The sequence below is a fragment of the Dyella sp. genome (assembly GCF_035503745.1).
GTDB lineage: Bacteria > Pseudomonadota > Gammaproteobacteria > Xanthomonadales > Rhodanobacteraceae > Dyella_B.
This window is the reverse complement of sequence record NZ_DATJTC010000027.1, coordinates 66,482-82,763: the sequence shown is the minus strand read 5'-3', so window position 1 is coordinate 82,763 and position 16,282 is coordinate 66,482. Positions and strand designations below refer to the sequence as shown.

Annotated in this window: 15 protein-coding genes; 5 read left to right on the top strand and 10 right to left on the bottom strand. The window is 64.7% G+C overall.

Going from position 1 to position 16,282, the window contains the following annotated elements; genetic code table 11:
- Nucleotides 1-43: 43 nt before the first annotated feature.
- The 3 genes from VME63_RS10685 to VME63_RS10675 form a co-directional block, all read right to left on the bottom strand.
- The gene (locus tag VME63_RS10685; protein ID WP_325433085.1) at nt 44-442 is read right to left on the bottom strand and encodes a hypothetical protein; all 399 of its coding nucleotides are present in this window, start codon (nt 440-442) and stop codon (nt 44-46) included.
- Nucleotides 443-456: 14 nt separating this feature from the next.
- On the bottom strand, nt 457-1,323 hold the full coding sequence (gene tesB, locus VME63_RS10680; RefSeq protein ID WP_325433083.1) for an acyl-CoA thioesterase II: 867 nt from the start codon (nt 1,321-1,323) through the stop codon (nt 457-459).
- Between the two features lie 61 nt (nt 1,324-1,384).
- Nucleotides 1,385-1,951, bottom strand: a complete 567-nt coding sequence (locus VME63_RS10675; protein WP_325433081.1) for an N-acetylmuramoyl-L-alanine amidase — start codon at nt 1,949-1,951, stop codon at nt 1,385-1,387.
- Between the two features lie 244 nt (nt 1,952-2,195).
- Here VME63_RS10675 and VME63_RS10670 point away from each other — a divergent pair, with 244 nt between their 5' ends.
- The 3 genes from VME63_RS10670 (at nt 2,196) to VME63_RS10660 (ending at nt 5,354) form a co-directional block, all read left to right on the top strand.
- Nucleotides 2,196-2,723: an alpha/beta hydrolase gene (locus tag VME63_RS10670; protein WP_325433079.1), complete on the top strand. Its 528-nt coding sequence runs from the start codon at nt 2,196-2,198 to the stop codon at nt 2,721-2,723.
- Complete coding sequence (gene rlmKL / locus VME63_RS10665; RefSeq protein WP_325433077.1) at nt 2,720-4,906, top strand: bifunctional 23S rRNA (guanine(2069)-N(7))-methyltransferase RlmK/23S rRNA (guanine(2445)-N(2))-methyltransferase RlmL; 2,187 nt, start codon at nt 2,720-2,722, stop codon at nt 4,904-4,906. The genes VME63_RS10670 and rlmKL overlap by 4 nt, the downstream gene beginning before the upstream one ends.
- A gap of 64 nt (nt 4,907-4,970) precedes the next feature.
- Nucleotides 4,971-5,354: a hypothetical protein gene (locus VME63_RS10660; RefSeq protein ID WP_325433075.1), complete on the top strand. Its 384-nt coding sequence runs from the start codon at nt 4,971-4,973 to the stop codon at nt 5,352-5,354.
- Nucleotides 5,355-5,423: 69 nt separating this feature from the next.
- Here VME63_RS10660 and VME63_RS10655 read toward each other — a convergent pair whose 3' ends face one another.
- Nucleotides 5,424-5,969, bottom strand: coding sequence for a DUF6491 family protein (locus VME63_RS10655; RefSeq protein WP_325433073.1), 546 nt, complete (start codon nt 5,967-5,969; stop codon nt 5,424-5,426).
- Between the two features lie 164 nt (nt 5,970-6,133).
- On the opposite strand from VME63_RS10655, the gene egtB reads away from it, so the two are divergent.
- Both egtB and egtD read left to right on the top strand, forming a co-directional pair.
- Nucleotides 6,134-7,339 carry an ergothioneine biosynthesis protein EgtB gene (gene egtB / locus VME63_RS10650; RefSeq protein ID WP_325433071.1) on the top strand — a complete coding sequence of 402 codons (1,206 nt, stop codon included), beginning with the start codon at nt 6,134-6,136 and terminating at the stop codon, nt 7,337-7,339.
- A complete protein-coding gene (gene egtD, locus VME63_RS10645) occupies nt 7,336-8,313 on the top strand; it encodes an L-histidine N(alpha)-methyltransferase (protein ID WP_325433069.1) in 978 nt (325 codons plus the stop codon). The genes egtB and egtD overlap by 4 nt, the downstream gene beginning before the upstream one ends.
- 61 nt (nt 8,314-8,374) lie before the next feature.
- Here egtD and mfd read toward each other — a convergent pair whose 3' ends face one another.
- The 6 genes from mfd to VME63_RS10615 form a co-directional block, all read right to left on the bottom strand.
- Nucleotides 8,375-11,827 (bottom strand): transcription-repair coupling factor, encoded by a 3,453-nt coding sequence (gene mfd / locus VME63_RS10640; RefSeq protein ID WP_325433067.1) that lies wholly within the window; start codon nt 11,825-11,827, stop codon nt 8,375-8,377.
- A 101-nt stretch (nt 11,828-11,928) separates the two neighbouring features.
- A complete protein-coding gene (locus tag VME63_RS10635) occupies nt 11,929-12,531 on the bottom strand; it encodes a GNAT family N-acetyltransferase (protein ID WP_414648242.1) in 603 nt (200 codons plus the stop codon).
- A 140-nt stretch (nt 12,532-12,671) separates the two neighbouring features.
- A complete protein-coding gene (locus VME63_RS10630) occupies nt 12,672-13,580 on the bottom strand; it encodes a cation diffusion facilitator family transporter (protein WP_325433063.1) in 909 nt (302 codons plus the stop codon).
- A gap of 99 nt (nt 13,581-13,679) precedes the next feature.
- Nucleotides 13,680-14,195, bottom strand: a complete 516-nt coding sequence (locus VME63_RS10625; protein ID WP_325433061.1) for a Slp family lipoprotein — start codon at nt 14,193-14,195, stop codon at nt 13,680-13,682.
- A gap of 38 nt (nt 14,196-14,233) precedes the next feature.
- Nucleotides 14,234-15,181 carry a 23S rRNA (adenine(2030)-N(6))-methyltransferase RlmJ gene (locus tag VME63_RS10620; protein ID WP_325433059.1) on the bottom strand — a complete coding sequence of 316 codons (948 nt, stop codon included), beginning with the start codon at nt 15,179-15,181 and terminating at the stop codon, nt 14,234-14,236.
- 80 nt (nt 15,182-15,261) lie between these two features.
- The gene (locus tag VME63_RS10615; protein WP_325433057.1) at nt 15,262-16,191 is read right to left on the bottom strand and encodes a DMT family transporter; all 930 of its coding nucleotides are present in this window, start codon (nt 16,189-16,191) and stop codon (nt 15,262-15,264) included.
- Nucleotides 16,192-16,282: the final 91 nt, after the last annotated feature.

The window sequence follows — 16,282 nt, the reverse complement described above, 5'->3', positions numbered from 1 at the left end:
GGGCGTTCCGTGGCCCGTGCCACGGTCCGTACGGGGCAAGTGGTTAGAACACGTGCAGGTAGTGCAGCGCCAGCACCATGAACACGCCCAGGATCGACAGCAGCACGATACGCCGCACCCTGGCCACCGTATGTTCGCGTCGGGTGTAGACGGAGGCGGCCGGATTGCGTGCGACGTTCAGCTCCTCGCCGTGGCGGACGATCGGGTCGATGCCGAGCTGGCGCAAAAGCTCGCGGCCGCGGGTGTAGTCGTCCGCGCGGCTGATCCACACCTGCGGCCAGCTGTCGCGATTCTCGCGGCGCTGCTGGTAGCTGAAGCGCTGGTAGCTCGGCCGGTTCCAGTTGGAACGGTTGGTGATAGTGGTTTCCACCCCGTTTTCGGCCATGAAGGCGGCAACGCGGTCGATGTTTTCCTGGCGGGGCGAGGTATAGAGCAGGCGCATGGGTTCAGTCTAAGTCAGTCGCCGCGCAAGCGGATTAACCCTTCCTGCGCGGTGGAGGCCACCAGCCGCCCGTCGCGGCTGAAGATCTGCCCTCGCGCCAGCCCCCGTGCGCCTTGTGCGGTGGGGCTGTCGAAGGAATACAGCAGCCATTCGTCCACCCGGAAGGGGCGGTGGAACCACAGCGCGTGGTCGAGGCTGGCCATCTGGATGTTGTGGGTGACGTAGGAAATGCCGTGCGGCAGCGTTGCCGTGCCGATCAGGTGGAAGTCGGAGGCATACGCCAGCAGGGCGCTGTGCAGCACCGCCGAGTCGTTCACCGGGGCGGTGAGGCGAAACCAGATGTGCTGGATCGGCGGGCGCTTGGCCGGATGCAGCTCGTCGCGCGGCCACACCTGGCGGAATTCGAACGGACCGTCGTGGCCCAGCCAGCGCTGCAGCTTCACCGGCAGGCGCGCCAGTTCCTCGCGCGAGACCTGGTGGATCGGCTCCAGGTCCTCGGGGGCAGGCACTTCGGGCATGCTGGATTGATGTTCCACGCCTTTTTCCGGCACCTGGAACGAAACGGCGCCGTTGAGGATGGGCTGCCCGTGCTGGATGGCCACCACCCGGCGCGAGGAGAACGAGCCGCCGTCGCGCGCCCGCTCGATGCTGTACACGATCGGCGCGTCGATGTCGCCGGCGCGCAGGAAGTAGGCATGCAGCGAATGCGCCTGGCGCGAAGGATCGACCGTCTGCTGCGCCGCCGACAGGGCCTGGCCCAGCACCTGTCCGCCGAACACGAAGCGCGTGCCGATATCCCGGCTTTGGCCGCGGAAAAGATTGTCTTCCAGCCGTTCCAGCTCCAACAGCTCGACCAGTTCGCTGACGTGTTTTTCCGGCATGCCGCTAACCCAGGTGGCGAAAAGAGGTCAGCGATTATAAGGGTCGTCCGATGCCCTCGGGCTATGGGCCGGTTTCGATGCGTGTCAGGCCGCTGCCGGCCAGCACCTGCGCCCAGGGGAACAGCGGGCCGGGATCGAGCTTGCGGGCCACCTCCTTGTGCGGATCGTCGCTGGCCGGCACCCGGGCCCGGTCCAAGTCCTCGTGACCGGCAATCTGATGCAGGTTGGGGTAATCGGTCCGCAACTGCGCGAGCAAGGCACGCAGGGAGTCGATCTGCGCCTGGGTGTAGGGCTCGGTCATGGCCTGGTGCTGCGCGTCGAACCAGTTCGGGTAGCGTCCCCGGTTGACCAGCTCGATGCCGATCGACGACGGGTTGTAGCCGCGCACGTGATTGGCGATGCGGGTGCCGGGCACATAACGATAGACCTGGCCGTCGCGATCGATGTAATAGTGCCCGCTGTTGCCGGTGCCGCTTTCGTACAGCACTTTTTCGCCGTATTCGCGGGCGGTCGCCAGGTCGGGGAGTTCCGTGCAGTGGATCACCACCAATGTCACGGCGCTTGCCGGGCGCTCGGGCAATTTCGCGACGTAGGGAAGGGGCTGGTCATGAACGGCGAGCATCGGCATGACGGCAGTCTCGCATGAGCGGGGCTATCATGCGCGTCCTGCCGAGCCTGAGGGCCTTCTGGACATCGCCGCATCATTTTAAAATTGAGTACGTCGAGGCCGGCTCCGTCCGTCCGCATCCCTTCGGCCCCTCGTCTCGACAGACATCGGGTCTGCCTTCGCCGATGGTCCTGTGGTCTGCGTACGGACAGCGGCGGTGACACCTGCGCAAAATGAATCAGAGCATCCCTATTCGGAGATCGCCATGCCCGGACACATCATTCTCTCCCATGGTTCCGATTCCGGTCCCGATGCCACCAAAGTGAGCGCGCTGGCGAAGATCGCCCAGTCGATGGGATGGAGCACCGAGCGCCCGGATTACCGGGAAGACGATGCGCTGGGCCATGCCGGCTCGGTAGCGCCGCGCATCGCGCGCCTGCACCAGCGCATCGCCGCCTGCGGCGTGCCGCCGGTGCTGGTCGGCTCGAGCATGGGCGCCTTCGTATCGGGCCTGGCCTCGCTGGAGCTGCCGGTGGCCGGCCTGTTTCTGCTCGCCACGCCGGCGTTGATTCCGGGCAGCGACCTGGCGCTCGATGTGCGCCTGGACGTGCCCACCCTGCTTATCCATGGCTGGCAGGACGAGGTTTGTCCGCTCGATGAGATCTACGAGTTCGCCGGCCGCCGCCAGCTTCCGCTGCTGGTGCTGGACGACGATCATCGCCTTGCCACGCACCTCGATGCCATCGGCCGGCAGTTCGGCCTCTTTCTGCAACAGTTGGCTACAAACGCTTGAATCACTTCTTTGCCACCTGCCCCAAGGGGCTCCAATACCTGCTGCGCGACGAATTGATGGCCCTGGGCGGCGCGGACGTGCACGAGGCGCTTGCCGGCGTGCGCTTCTCCGGCAGTCTGGAGACGGCCTATCGCGCCTGCCTGTGGTCGCGCCTGGCCAGCCGCATCCTGTTGCCGGTGGCCGACTTCGAGGCCGCTTCCGACGAGGCGCTCTACGCCGGGGTGCAGGCCATCGACTGGTCCGAACATCTGGCCCCGCATGCCACGCTGGCGGTGGATGCCAACACCGCGCAAAGCAAGTTGACGCACAGCCAGTTCCTGGCCCAGCGGGTGAAGGACGCGGTGGTCGATCAATTCCGCCAGCGCGGGCAGGAGCGCCCGGCGGTGGATACGCAAGAGCCGGACGTGCGCATCAACCTGCGTCTGCGCCGCGACCGCGCCACGCTGTCGATCGACCTGGCCGGCGCACCCTTGCACCGGCGCGGCTGGCGCGAGCAGCAGGGCGAAGCGCCACTGAAAGAAAACCTCGCCGCCGCCATGCTGCTGCGCGCGGGCTGGCCGGCGATCTATGCGCAAGGCGGCGCGCTGCTCGATCCGATGTGCGGCTCGGGCACGCTGCTGATCGAAGCGGCCTTGATGGCGGCCGACGTCGCGCCGGGCCTGCGCCGTTTGTACTACGGCTTCCTGGGCTGGAAGCAGCACGACATCGCACTGTGGAAAAGCCTGATCGAGGAAGCTCGCAAGCGCGCGGATGCCGGCTTGCCCGCGCTGCGCGCCTGCTTCTTCGGTTCGGACGCGGACGCGCGCATGGTGCAGACGGCCAAGCGCAACGCGCAAGAAGCGGGCGTGGCCGGGTTCTTCACGCTGGATCGCCACGACGCGCTGCATGTCGCGCCGCCGCCCGGTGTCGCCCAGGGGTTGGTGATCACCAACCCTCCCTATGGCGAACGGCTGGGAGAGCGCGAAAGCATGCCCAGGCTCTACCGCATGTTGGGCGAAACCCTGCGCGACCGCTTTACCGGCTGGCGCGCCGCCATCCTTGCCGGCGATGCGGAACTGGGCCGCGCCACCACGCTGCGGCCGGAGAAAAAATACGTGCTGTATAACGGCGCGCTCGAAACCGTGCTGCTGATTTTCGAGCTGCATCCGCGCGATGAGTCGCCGCGCGAAAAAGCGCCGTTGTCGGACGGCGCGCAGATGCTGAAAAACCGGCTGGAGAAAAATGTCCGCCATCTGCGCAAGCGGCTGGAGCGCGAAGGTATTCACGCATGGCGCGCCTACGATCAGGACCTGCCCGAATACGCCGCCGCGATCGACGTTTATCGCGACACTGCCGGCAGCACCTATCTGCACATCCAGGAATACCGCGCGCCCGCAGAGGTGCCGGTGGAGGTGTCGCGCACGCGCATGCGCGAGATCGCGCGCGTGGCCGGCGACGTGTTCCAAACACCCCGCGCGCGTATTGCGCTGAAAACGCGCGAGCGGGGCAAGGGCGGTTCCAAGTATGGCCAGTTCGACCAGCGCGGCGAGTTTATCGAGGTGAAAGAGGGTGGCTTGAAGTTCCAGGTCAATCTCCATGATTACCTCGATACCGGCCTGTTCCTCGATCATCGCCTGGTTCGAGCGAAATTGCGCGAGCTGGCCGCGGGCCGGCGTGTGCTCAATCTGTTCGCGTACACCGCCACCGCCAGCGTGTACGCCGCGGCCGGCCAGGCTCGCGACACCACCAGCGTGGACCTGTCGGCGACGTATCTGGAGTGGGCCTCGCGCAATCTTGCGCTGAACGGGTTTTCCGGCGCCAGGCACCGGCTGGTGCAAGCGGACGCCGCCAGTTTTCTCAAGCAGGCGCGCGAACATTTCGGCCTGATCTATGTCGATCCGCCGACCTTCTCCAACTCCAAGCGCGCGGAGGATTTCGACGTGCAGCGCGACCACGTTGCGCTGCTGCTCGCTTGCGCGGATCGGCTTACGCACGATGGCATCATCGTTTTTTCCAATAACTTCCGCCGCTTCACCCTGGATCGCGCCGCGCTGGAAGAGCGCCTGACCATCGAGAACTGGGGCGCGGGGAGCATCCCGTTCGATTTCTCGCGCCGGGCGAACATCCACGACTGCTGGCTGATGCGCCCGCGCCCGCCTGAGGGCGGGTTAAATCCTTGGCAAAACGCCCGTGTAAAGAAGTGAAAACCTTCAGTACCGATTAAGCGCGCGAGACCGACCATTGGAGCCATCTTGACGGAGGTGTGTCATGTCCAAACGTAATATCGGCAAGTTCGTTGCAATCGGCCTGGCTCTGACCGCGGCGGTAGCTTTGCCGGTGGGCGCCTCGGCGCACCCGTGGGGCGGCCCGGGTTGGCACGGCGGTTATGGCTACCACGGTGGCTGCTGCTACCGCGGCGGTTACTGGAGCGGTGGCCGTTGGATCGCCGGCGCGATCGTGGGTGGTGTGGTGGCTGGCGCGGTCATTGGGGCGGTAACCGCTCCGCCGCCGGTTTATTACGCACCGCCGCCGGCCGTGGTGTATGCCCCGGGCACGGTGGTGTATCAGACGGCTCCGCCGCCGGTGGTCACCACCGTGGTGACCAGCGATCCGTACCAGACCCGCTACATCGGTCCGGCCACGGGCTACTGATCGTCCGCAGCGGTACCCAACAAAAAGGGCCCGGCCATGCCGGGCTCTTTTTTTGTCGCGGTCTTGGGCTCAAGGCGTTTGGGTCTTGCTGGGCTTTTGTGCGGTAACACTGTGGTATTTGGCGTGCGCGCGATAGTTGTCGAACTGGGCCTCGCTGATCAGGCTCACTGACTGGATGCCGCAAGGCGGCTGGTTTCTGGAGCTGACCTTTTCGTTGACCTGACCGCAGATGCGATTGTTCGTCGCTTTTTCGCTCATGTTCGGCGTGAACCGCAAAGGATTATTGGCAATGCCAAGCCATTGGCATCGTGCCTGAAGGTTGATCAGGTAACGTTGATAAGGCCCGGTGCGCGCGATCACGGTCTTGTCGTCCACGACGTGCCATTCGTTGATCTTGTCCACGCGCATGCAGTCATTGTTGGGAAGGATGTTTCTTGCGGGCGGCGTCGATGCTGGCGCTGCCGATTGCGACTGTGCCAGCACGGTGCCCGTGCCTGATGCGAGGGCAAATACCAGGAGTACGGTAATGACGGGTTTCATAACGGTCACCTCAATGCAGTATTGATTGATACGCAATGATCGCGCGGCATGACGCCGCGCCCATATTCCTGCCATGCCCATATCACACAAAGTGAACAATACATACGGCATGGTGAGGTGTATGATCTTCCGCTGGCCCGCCCCCCACAAGGTGTATCGCAGCACGTTTGCCTAGATCCCCCTGTGCCATGACTGCTCCCATATTTGTCGTAAAGACCGAGGACGGCCTAGCACGCTTCATGCGTGTTCGCCGGCAGACGCTTGCCCTTTGCACCGGGCTTAGCGCCGAGGACCTGATGGTCCAATCGATGCCCGACGCCAGTCCCGGCAAATGGCATCTGGCCCACACCACGTGGTTCTTCGAGCAATTTGTGCTGGGCTACGACCCCGCCTACCGCTCGCCCCATGCGGCGTGGGACTACCTGTTCAATTCCTACTACGAATCGGTCGGCCCGATGCATGCGCGTCCACGGCGCGGCCTGGTGTCGCGCCCGACGTTGGAGGAGGTGCGCGATTACCGTTCGCGCATCGACGAGGCGGTGGGCGAACTCATCGCGCGCGGCGTCAACGCCGAGCTTGCCGAGCGGATCGAACTGGGCTTGCAGCACGAGCAACAGCATCAGGAATTATTGCTTACCGATTTGAAACATGCGTTCTGGTGCAACCCGTTGCATCCGGCCTATCGGGATAGCGAAACGCCGGCGAGCGGGCATGCATCCTCGCCCATGCATTTCCTGCCTGGCCGCGAAGGGCCGTTCGACATCGGCCATCGCCATGGCAGCGGTTTTGCCTACGATAATGAAACGCCGCGCCATCGCGTCTGGTTGACGCCCCACGCCCTGGCCAATCGGCTGGTGACCAATAACGAGTACCTGGCTTTCGTGCGCGATGGCGGCTATCGCGACGCCAGCCTCTGGCTCTCCGACGGCTGGGCCATCGTGCAGCGCGAAGGCTGGCAGCGGCCGCTGTACTGGCAGGAGGACTTGGCCAGCGAATTCACGCTCGCCGGTATTCGCCCGTTGGAGGCGCAGGCACCGGTCTGCCACATCAGCTATTTCGAAGCCGACGCCTTCGCGCGCTGGGCGGGTGCGCGCCTGCCTACGGAGGCCGAGTGGGAAAGCGCCGCGGCGGATCTGCCCGTGACGGGCAATTTCCAGGAATCGCACCGCTTCCATCCCGTTGCCGCGCCGCATGGCGACGGCTTGCGGCAAATGTACGGCGACGTGTGGGAGTGGACCACGTCGCCCTACGTAAGCTATCCGGGCTTCAAGCCGCTACCCGGTGCGCTGGGCGAATACAACGGCAAGTTCATGAATGGCCAATGGGTGTTGCGCGGCGGTTCCTGCGCCACCCCGCACGATCACATCCGCGCGAGCTATCGCAACTTTTTTCCGCCCCATGCCCGCTGGCAGTTTGCGGGCATCCGTCTGGGACAGGACCGATGAGCGTACAAGCCTATGTCGTAGGGGACGAACAGCGTCCACCCGATAACGCCCTGCTGCAAGTTGTCCAGCGCGGTTTGCGTTCGCAACCCAAGCGATTGCCATCGTGGCTGTTCTACGACGACCAGGGCTCGGCCTTGTTCGAGCAGATCTGCGAGCAGCCGGAGTATTACCTTACGCGTGCCGAGATCGCGTTGCTGAAAGAGCATGCCGGCGACATCGCCCACGTGCTGGGGCCGGACGCGCGCCTGGTCGAATACGGCAGCGGACATGCGATCAAGACGCGGCTGCTGCTGGAGCACCTGGAGGCACCGGTGGCGTGGGTGCCGGTCGAGCTTGCCACCGAAGCCTTGCGACTGAGCAGCGAGCGCATGGCCGCGTATTTTCCGCAGTTGCCGATCCAGCCGATTTCGGTGGATTTCACCCGGCCCATGCGGCTGCCGGTACCGCCGCGCGCACCGCGCCGCACGGTGGTGTATTTCCCGGGTTCCACCATCGGCAATTTCGACGAACGCGAAGCGGCGCAACTGCTGCGCAAGATGCGCGGCGAGATGGGTGACAACGGCGGCATCCTGGTCGGCGTGGACGTAAAGAAAGATCGCGCCACCATCGAAGCCGCCTACAACGATGCCGCCGGCGTCACCGCGGCATTCACGCTCAACATGCTCACACGCTTGAATCGCGAGCTGGGCTGCAATTTCGAGCTTGGCGGGTTCCGCCATCGCGCGCGTTACAACACCATGGCCGGGCGCATCGAGACGCATATTCTCAGCAAGCGCGAACAGCGCGTGCGCGTGGGCAGGCTGCAGGTGCTGTTTCGCGAAGACGAAGCGATGCTGGTGGAATACAGCTGCAAATACTCGTTGGAAGACTTCGCCGCCCTGGCCGCGATCGCGGGCCTGACCGTCCAGCACGTGTGGATGGATGCGCAAGGGCTGTTCAGCCTGCAATACCTGACGCGAAGCAGCGCAAGCTAGGGCGCGTTCACGCTACGGGCGTAGTGGACGCTCATAGCGTGAACAAAACTGGGTAATACCTTCAGGCCGCGACTTTGCGCGCACCCAGCCGGCCCAGAACCTCTTCGGCCGCGCGGATGCGTTCGGTTGCGCCAGGCAGTTCCATATTCACTTTGAGCTTGTCCTGACCGTCCAGCTTGTAGACGCGCGGCTGGCTCTGGATCAGGCGGATCACCGCCATCGGGTCGATGTCGGGCTTTTCGCGGAAGGTCACCCGTCCGCCATTGGCGCCAAAGTCCAGCTTGCGGATGCCCAGCGGCGTGGCCATCAGCTTCAATCCGGCGATGGCGAACAGTTGTTTGACCGGATCGGGCAGCAGGCCAAAGCGATCGATCATTTCCACTTGCAGTTCGCGCAGCGTGTCAGCGTCGCGCGCGCTGGCGATGCGCTTGTACAGCGTCAGGCGCGCGTGCACGTCGGGCAGGTAATCGTCGGGAATCAGCGCGGGCAGGTGCAGTTCCACTTCGGTTTCGTGTTCGCTGGTGAGGTCGAAGTCCGGCACCTTGCCGGACCTGAGCGCGCGCACGGCGCGTTCCAGCAGTTCGGTGTAGAGCCCGAATCCGATCTCCTGGATCTGGCCGGATTGCTCGTCGCCAAGCAGTTCGCCCGCGCCGCGAATCTCCAGGTCGTGGGTGGCCAGGGTAAAGCCGGCGCCAAGTTCTTCCAGCGAAGCGAGCGCTTCCAGGCGTTTTTCCGCATCCGCGGTGATGGCCTTGCGATCGGGCACGATCAGGTACGCATAGGCGCGATGGTGCGAACGTCCCACGCGTCCGCGCAGCTGATGCAGTTGCGCGAGGCCGAAGCGGTCGGCACGGTTGATGACGATCGTATTGGCGGTGGGAATGTCGATGCCGGTTTCGATGATGGTGGTGCACACCAGTACATTGAAACGCTGGCGGTGGAAGTCGGCCATCACCTGTTCAAGCTCGCGCTCGGGCATCTGGCCGTGGGCAATGCCGATGCGCGCGTCGGGGATCAGTTCCTGCACCTCGCGCGCGCTGCGCTCGATGCTTTCCACCTCGTTGTGGAGGAAATACACCTGGCCGCCGCGCTGCAGCTCGCGCTGGAACGCTTCGCGGATCAACGCAGGCTCCCAGGCGGAAATGAAGGTACGCACGGCCATGCGATGCGCCGGCGGCGTGGCGATCAGCGATAGATCGCGCAATCCGCTCATCGCCATGTTGAGCGTGCGCGGGATCGGCGTGGCGGTCATGGTCAAAAGGTCCACTTCGGCGCGCAGCTTTTTCAGCTGTTCTTTCTGGCGCACGCCAAAGCGCTGCTCTTCGTCCACGATGACCAGGCCAAGCTGCTTGAATTTCACGTCCGGCTGCAGCAGTTTGTGCGTGCCGACGATGACGTCGATCTGGCCCTCGGCCAGGCGTTTCAAGGCCTCGTTCACTTCCTTGGTGGAGCGGAAGCGTGACAGCACGTCCACGCGCACCGGCCAGTCGGCGAAGCGATCGGCAAAATTGCGGTAGTGCTGTTGCGCCAGTAGCGTGGTGGGCACCAGTACGGCCACTTGCCGGCCCGCGGTGGCGGCGGCGAAGGCGGCGCGCAGCGCGACTTCGGTCTTGCCGAAGCCCACGTCGCCGCAGATCACGCGATCCATCGCGCGCGGCGCGGCCAGGTCGTTCAAGACGGCGTCGATGGCGTACAGTTGGTCCGGGGTTTCCTCGAACGGGAAACTGCTACCGAATTCCTCGACCAATTGACGGTCGATCGGCAGCGATTCGCCGCCGCGCGCCTGGCGTTGCGCATAAATGGCCAGCAGCTCGGCGGCCACGTCGCGTACTTTCTCGGCGGCCTTTTTGCGTGCGCGCTCCCAGGCATCTCCGCCGAGCGAGTGCAGCGGCGCCAGTTCGGGCGCGGTGCCGGAGTAGCGGCTGACCAGGCCCAGTTGCGCCACCGGCACGTAGAGCTTGTCGCCTTTGGCGTATTCGATGGTGAGAAACTCGCCCTCCATGCCGCCCAGCTCCATCGACACCAGGCCCTGGTAGCGGCCCACGCCGTGATCGACGTGCACGATGGGCGAGCCGATGGACAGTTCCGTCAGGTCGCGGATGATCGATTCGGGATCGCGCGCCGCCCCGCGCTTGCGCTTGCGTTCGGTGCGCACGCGCTCGCCGAACAATTCGCGTTCGGTCAATACGGTAATGGCCGGATCGGTGAGCGCGAAACCCTGTTCCAGCGGCGCGATGCCGATGGCCAGCCGCGTGGCCCCGTCGAGAAATGCGCGCCAGCCCTCGACGATCTGCGGCTTCAACCCCGCGGTGGCCAGCTGTTCGATCAATGCCTCGCGCCGTCCGGCCGAATCGGCGGCGATCAGCACGCGTCCGGGATAGTTGTCGATGAAGTGCCGCAGCGAGGTGCCCGGCTCTTCGCCCTTGCGGTTGAGCGGCAGTTCCGGAGCCGGCTGCGTGCCGACGGCGAGGGCATGTTCGTGGCCGCTGTCGACCACCTCCACGCGCAGGCGCTTGTTGAGCTGCTCGCGCAGTTGCTCGGGCGAAAGATACAGCTCGGCCGGCGGCAGCACCGGGCGCTCGATATCGTGCGCGCGCTGGTCGTAGCGTTCGGCCGTCTGAATCCAAAATTGCTCGGCGGATTCGCCCGTACCCTCGCCAAGCACGAACAGTGCATCGTCGGCGAGATAGTCCAGCAGCGTGGCGGTCTGTTCGAAGAACAGCGGCAGGTAGTATTCGATGCCGCCGGGCGTGACGCCTTCTTTCATGTCCTGATAGAGGGGGCAGCGGCGCACGTCGATCGGGAAGCGTTCGCGCAGGCGGCTGCGGAAGGCCTTGGCCGCCTCGTCGCTGACCGGAAATTCGCGCGCGGGCAGCAGTTCGACTTTTTCGACCTGTTGCTGCGAGCGCTGCGTTTCCGGATCGAAGCTGCGGATCGATTCCACTTCGTCATCGAACAGCTCGATGCGGTAGGGCTCGGTCGCACCCATCGGATAGATGTCGATCAAAGCACCGCGCACGGCGAAATCGCCAGGTTCCGCCACTTGCGGCACGTGCCGGTAGCCGCACGCTTCGAGGCGGCGCTGCTCGGCCGCCAAGTCCAGTTTCTGGCCCTTGCGCAGCATCAGGCCGGAGCCGGTGATGTGCGCGCGCGGCGCGATCCGCTGCATCAGCGTGGCGGCCGATACCACCAGCACGCCGCGCTTGACGCCCGGCAACTGGTAGAGCGTGGCGATACGTTGGGAAACGATGTCAGGATGCGGACTGAAGACGTCGTAAGGCAGCGTTTCCCAGTCCGGGAAATGCAGCACCGGCAGCGAACCGGCAAAGATGCGCAGTTCCTCTTCCAGCGCATGCGCGCGCTGCGTATCGCGGGTTACCGCCACCAGCAGGCCCTGGTGCGATTGTGCGGCTTCGGCGACCAGCAACGCGCGCGCGGAACCGTGCGGCGCGGTCCAGAAGCGGCGGTGCTTGGGGGTGCTGGGAAGGGGAGGGTGACTGATCGGGTTGGGCATGGACAGGCGGTGTAGGCGGGCGCAGCCCTCATGGCGCGCCAATCGAGCGCGCAAGTGTAGCGCGTCGTCCCCCTGACCTCCCGTGACGGGCGCCGCGCCGGTTACTGCAACAGCAGGCTGATCTGCGCCGTGCTGCCCTCGCCGGGCAGCATTTTGGCCACGAAGCCCAGTTCCTTGCACAGCTGCAACATCGGGCGGTTTTCCATCAGCACATAGCCCCACAGCTCGCTTAAAGCGCGGCGGCGGGATTCATCGACCAGGCGCTGCATCAGCAGCGCGCCCAGGCCGATCCGCGTCCATTCCAGCTCCACCAGCACGGAGAATTCGGCGGTGTTGCTGGCCTCGTCGACGTAAATGCGGCCCACGCCGCGCAATTCCGCCGGCTTGACCGTCTCGTCCATCAGCACATAGGCCACTTCCAGGGCCGGATCGATGCGGCACAGGCGCTGCGCCATCGAAGGCGGCAATTCCGACATGGCATGCATGAAGCGGCGGCGCACGTCCTGCGGCGACAGGCGCTTGAAGCAGCGCTGGATGGCGGCCACGTCGCCGGGCTCGATACCGCGCATGACCAGTTCGCGGCCGTCGGCGGTTCGCACGACCTCGCCCTGGGGCGTGGCCACAATGCGCGGGCTGGCAAAGCGCTCGCTGCCGCGAGGCGGGAGGGCGGGGGGATTGGATGAGCGGGCAGAGGTCATCGGCATGACCATACTATAGCGTATAGTGTGCACTGCAGCATGAATGCGCCACAACCGTTATTTTGGCACTTTCCCGGCCTTTACGCGTTTCCGTAAACGTTTGAAACCTTTCGATGCGAATTTAATGCTGCGATACAGCATATTCCTCAATCGGTGACATCCGGCTCAAAGAAGCTCCAGCGCACGTCGGCAAATTGGGCCTTCATGGCGCGTTCCACCGTGTTGATGGCCTCGATCAGGCTCAGATTGTCCGCGGTGGGCGCCATGCGCGCCTTGATCGCCACCATGACGTCCGGACCCATCTGCAAGGTGATCAGGTTGAGCACCTGGTCCACCTCGGGCCGACCGGCGAGAAAGGCCAGCAGCTCGGCACGCCGGCGCGGCTCCACGCCCTGGCCGATCAGCAGCGCCTTTACTTCGATCGCCAGTGCCATCGCCACCACCACTAGCAGCACGCCGATGGCGATCGTTCCCAGCGCATCGAACAGCTGGTTGCCGGTAAGCATGGTCGCGCCGATCGCCACGGCGGCGAAGCACAGGCCGAGCAGGGCGGCGAGATCTTCGCCGAAGATCACCAGCAATTCGCTGGAGCGCGTTTCGCGAAACCATTGCCACAGACCCTGATCGCCGCGCGCGCGATTGACCTCCTGCATGCAGCCGCGCATCGAGATGCTCTCGGCCACGATGCCGAACAGCAACACGCCCAACGCCAGCCATGGCCATTTCAGTGGCTCCGGCGCATTGAGCTTGTGCACGCCTTCGTAGATCGAAAACAGGCCGCCCACCGCAAACAGCAGGATCGCTACCACAAATGACCAGAAATACAGCGCGCGACCCCAGCCGAGCGGATATTCATCGGATGGTGGCCTTTTTGCCTGCCGCATGCCCAGCAGCAACAAACCCTGATTGCCGCAATCGGCCAGCGAATGCACGGCTTCGGCCAGCATCGCGCCCGATCCGGTAATGACAGCGGCCACAAGCTTGGCGACGAAAATCGCGAAGTTCGCGCCCAGTGCGAGCAGGATGGCTTTCAGCGAATTGGCATGTCCGGACATGCGGCCACTCCTTGCCCATCCTGGATAAAAGACGCCTGGATAAAAGACGCCTCGATAAAAGACGCCTCGACAAAAGCGCCTGGATAAGAAACGCCGACCTCAGCGTATGCCCCCGGCCACACCTACACCAAAATGAATATCCGGATGCCCCTGGCGCATTTGCGCCGGCGTCCATACGTGCGACTGCGCAACGTTGACCAGCGGATACACGTACGCCGCCTGGTCCACCATGCCTGAGCGGATGCCGTTCAATTGCCCGCTGACGGTGATCAGCGAACCGCCGGGATAATTGAATGCTTCCAGATAACCCGGATAAATCGCGATAAAGCGACCCGCGGCGTGGGCATCGGGCTGCGGGCGCTGCGAGGAATCGAGCGGATAGGCGAGGATTTCCACCTCGCTGTGATCGGAAAAATTGCGCACCCCGATCACGCTGCCGCCCCAGATCACCTGGCCATGGCCGTATGGCTGTGGCGACTGCGCGACCTGGGCGGGCAGCGCGGTGAGCGTGCCGGGCGCGGGTTTGTAGATCGGTGCCGGTGCGCAGGCCGACAGTGTCAGTGCAAGCAGCGATGCGGTCCAGCGCAGCGGACGGGAGAAAAGGCGAATCGGCATAGCGTTGATCCTTGCGTGCAGCCTCTCGGGGCTTGAGCTTAGCGGCCCCGCTTTGGCGGTGGTAGCCGGGTCGGATGGGCCAGCTTGGGCTTGATTGGGGCCGACGCATCGTCGTCCCGCAGCAGCCAGTCGAGCCGCCATGTCGCGGCACGTTCCTGCGACAAAAGCTGCGCCATCGCCTGCAAGGGTTCGCGCAGCACCTGGTCAAGATTCCAGGGCGCGTTGAGAACGGCCATGCCCGAACCGTTCAGGCGCAGTGGCGAATCGTCCGGATGCACCAGCAGCTCCGCACGCAGCACGCGCCGCGCGCCGCTGTGCTGCAAGCCGCGCAGAAACGGCTGTACCTGGCTGCGCAGTTTGATCGGATACCAGATGGCGTAGATGCCGGTGGGCCAGCGCTGCAAGGCCGTCTTCAGCGCAGCTTCGATCAGGCGGTACTCCGCTTCCTGTGCTTCGTAGGGCGGATCGATCAGCACCAGTCCGCGCTTCTCTTTGGGCGGAAGCAGTGCCTTCAGCGCTTCGTAGCCATTGCGGTTGTGCACGTGCACGCGGCGATCGTGGTGGAACAGTTCGCGCAGCCGCGCCGCTTCGTCCGGATGCAGTTCGCACAGCTGCGCACTGTCCGTGTCGCGCATGGCGCGCGCGGCCTGCAGCGGCGAGCCGGGGTAGAGTTTCAGGCCATGTTCGTTGCCTGGCAGCGACAGGATGGTATCGAGCCAATGGCGCAACAGCGGCGGCAGCGTCGCGCCGGTGGCGTTCGACGATGGATGCAGATCGGGAAACAGCAGGCGCGCAATGCCCTGGCGATATTCGCCCGTCTTGCCGGCCTCCTCGCTGTCGAGCGCGTAGCAGCCGCTGCCGGCATGCGTGTCGATCAAGGCGAAGGGAGCGTCTTTGGCTTGCAGTGCCTGGATCAGCGCGAACAGCACGCTGTGCTTGAGGACGTCGGCGAAATTGCCTGCGTGGTAGGCGTGGCGATAATTCATGGCGATTGCGGCAGGCTGGGAAGCTGAGTATAAGTCCCCGCCGCCGACCAATGCGCGGCCGCTGGCCGGCCGCCCTGGGGTCAATCGACGATATTGTGGCTTTCGGCGGTACCGAGCAGCTCCGGCTGCGAGGCCTTGCGCTCGCGCCGGTGCAGCAGCGGATGGGCGAACACCGCGGCCAGGATCACCGCCACGCCGAGATAAAACCATGCATCGAGCTGCCGTTGTTCGCCCAGCAACAGGATCGCCAGCACGATGGCGTAGACCGGTTCCAGGTTGGTGATCATCTGCGTGGCGAACGCGCTGATATGGCGCAGCGCGACCAGCGCCAGCGAAAAGGGCAGCAGCGTGCAGCCGAAGGCCAGAATCAAAAGCAGCGTGGCGTCGTGCGTGCTGGGCACCACGAAGGCGGCGCCCGTGTGCGGCAGCAACGGAGCGAGCACGGTGAGAAACGCTGCGCCCGTGCCCAGTTCGATGCACGTCACCGTGAGCGGATCGCCGTGTTCGACCAGGCGCTTGTTGAACGAACCGAACAATGCCACGAACAACGCCGAAAGCACGCCCACCGCAATCCCAAGACGCATATGCGCCGGTACGCCGCCGGCCACCAGCGCCACGCCGGGCACCACGGCGATGGCAATCAGCAGTTCGCGCGGGTCGAAGCGGCGGCGCGCCACCCATGGCTCGATAAACGCCAGGAAAGCAGGCCCGAGCGCAATGCAGGTTGCGCCCACCGACGCGTTGGCAAGCTTGATCGATGCATAGAACGTCAGCCAGTGCAGCGACACCAGCACGCCGATGCCGGCATAGGCCAGGCGCAGTTTCATGGTCATCGCGCGCAGGCCGCGCCACACCCGCGGCATCAGCAGCAGCGCGGCCGATACCAGCAGCATGCGCCACCACACCAGCGCCAGCGCAGGCAGCGTGATCAATTTGCCGAGGATGGCGGTGAAGCCCCACAACAGCACGCAAAAGTGGATTTGCAGGCGGGCCTGGTTGACGGGCTGCATGGCGACCGGGACGCGAAGTGGATAAGCCCGCCATTCTAGGGCCAGTTCAGCACGCTTGGTGCGGCCGGCCCGATGTATCGGCTTACGCCTA

Excerpts from the sequence above, each read along its gene's own strand:
- VME63_RS10685 (WP_325433085.1), bottom strand. The coding sequence starts at position 442 with ATGCGCCTGCTCTATACCTCGCCCCGCCAGGAAAACATCGACCGCGTT.
- VME63_RS10620 (WP_325433059.1), bottom strand. The coding sequence starts at position 15,181 with ATGAATTATCGCCACGCCTACCACGCAGGCAATTTCGCCGACGTCCTC.
- egtD (WP_325433069.1), top strand. The coding sequence starts at position 7,336 with ATGAGCGTACAAGCCTATGTCGTAGGGGACGAACAGCGTCCACCCGAT.
- VME63_RS10675 (WP_325433081.1), bottom strand. The coding sequence starts at position 1,951 with ATGCCGATGCTCGCCGTTCATGACCAGCCCCTTCCCTACGTCGCGAAA.
- VME63_RS10635 (WP_414648242.1), bottom strand. The coding sequence starts at position 12,531 with ATGCCGATGACCTCTGCCCGCTCATCCAATCCCCCCGCCCTCCCGCCT.
- VME63_RS10625 (WP_325433061.1), bottom strand. The coding sequence starts at position 14,195 with ATGCCGATTCGCCTTTTCTCCCGTCCGCTGCGCTGGACCGCATCGCTG.
- VME63_RS10655 (WP_325433073.1), bottom strand. The coding sequence starts at position 5,969 with ATGGCAGGAATATGGGCGCGGCGTCATGCCGCGCGATCATTGCGTATC.
- VME63_RS10670 (WP_325433079.1), top strand. The coding sequence starts at position 2,196 with ATGCCCGGACACATCATTCTCTCCCATGGTTCCGATTCCGGTCCCGAT.
- VME63_RS10660 (WP_325433075.1), top strand. The coding sequence starts at position 4,971 with ATGTCCAAACGTAATATCGGCAAGTTCGTTGCAATCGGCCTGGCTCTG.
- VME63_RS10615 (WP_325433057.1), bottom strand. The coding sequence starts at position 16,191 with ATGCAGCCCGTCAACCAGGCCCGCCTGCAAATCCACTTTTGCGTGCTG.
- tesB (WP_325433083.1), bottom strand. The coding sequence starts at position 1,323 with ATGCCGGAAAAACACGTCAGCGAACTGGTCGAGCTGTTGGAGCTGGAA.
- mfd (WP_325433067.1), bottom strand. The coding sequence starts at position 11,827 with ATGCCCAACCCGATCAGTCACCCTCCCCTTCCCAGCACCCCCAAGCAC.
- egtB (WP_325433071.1), top strand. The coding sequence starts at position 6,134 with ATGCGTGTTCGCCGGCAGACGCTTGCCCTTTGCACCGGGCTTAGCGCC.
- VME63_RS10630 (WP_325433063.1), bottom strand. The coding sequence starts at position 13,580 with ATGTCCGGACATGCCAATTCGCTGAAAGCCATCCTGCTCGCACTGGGC.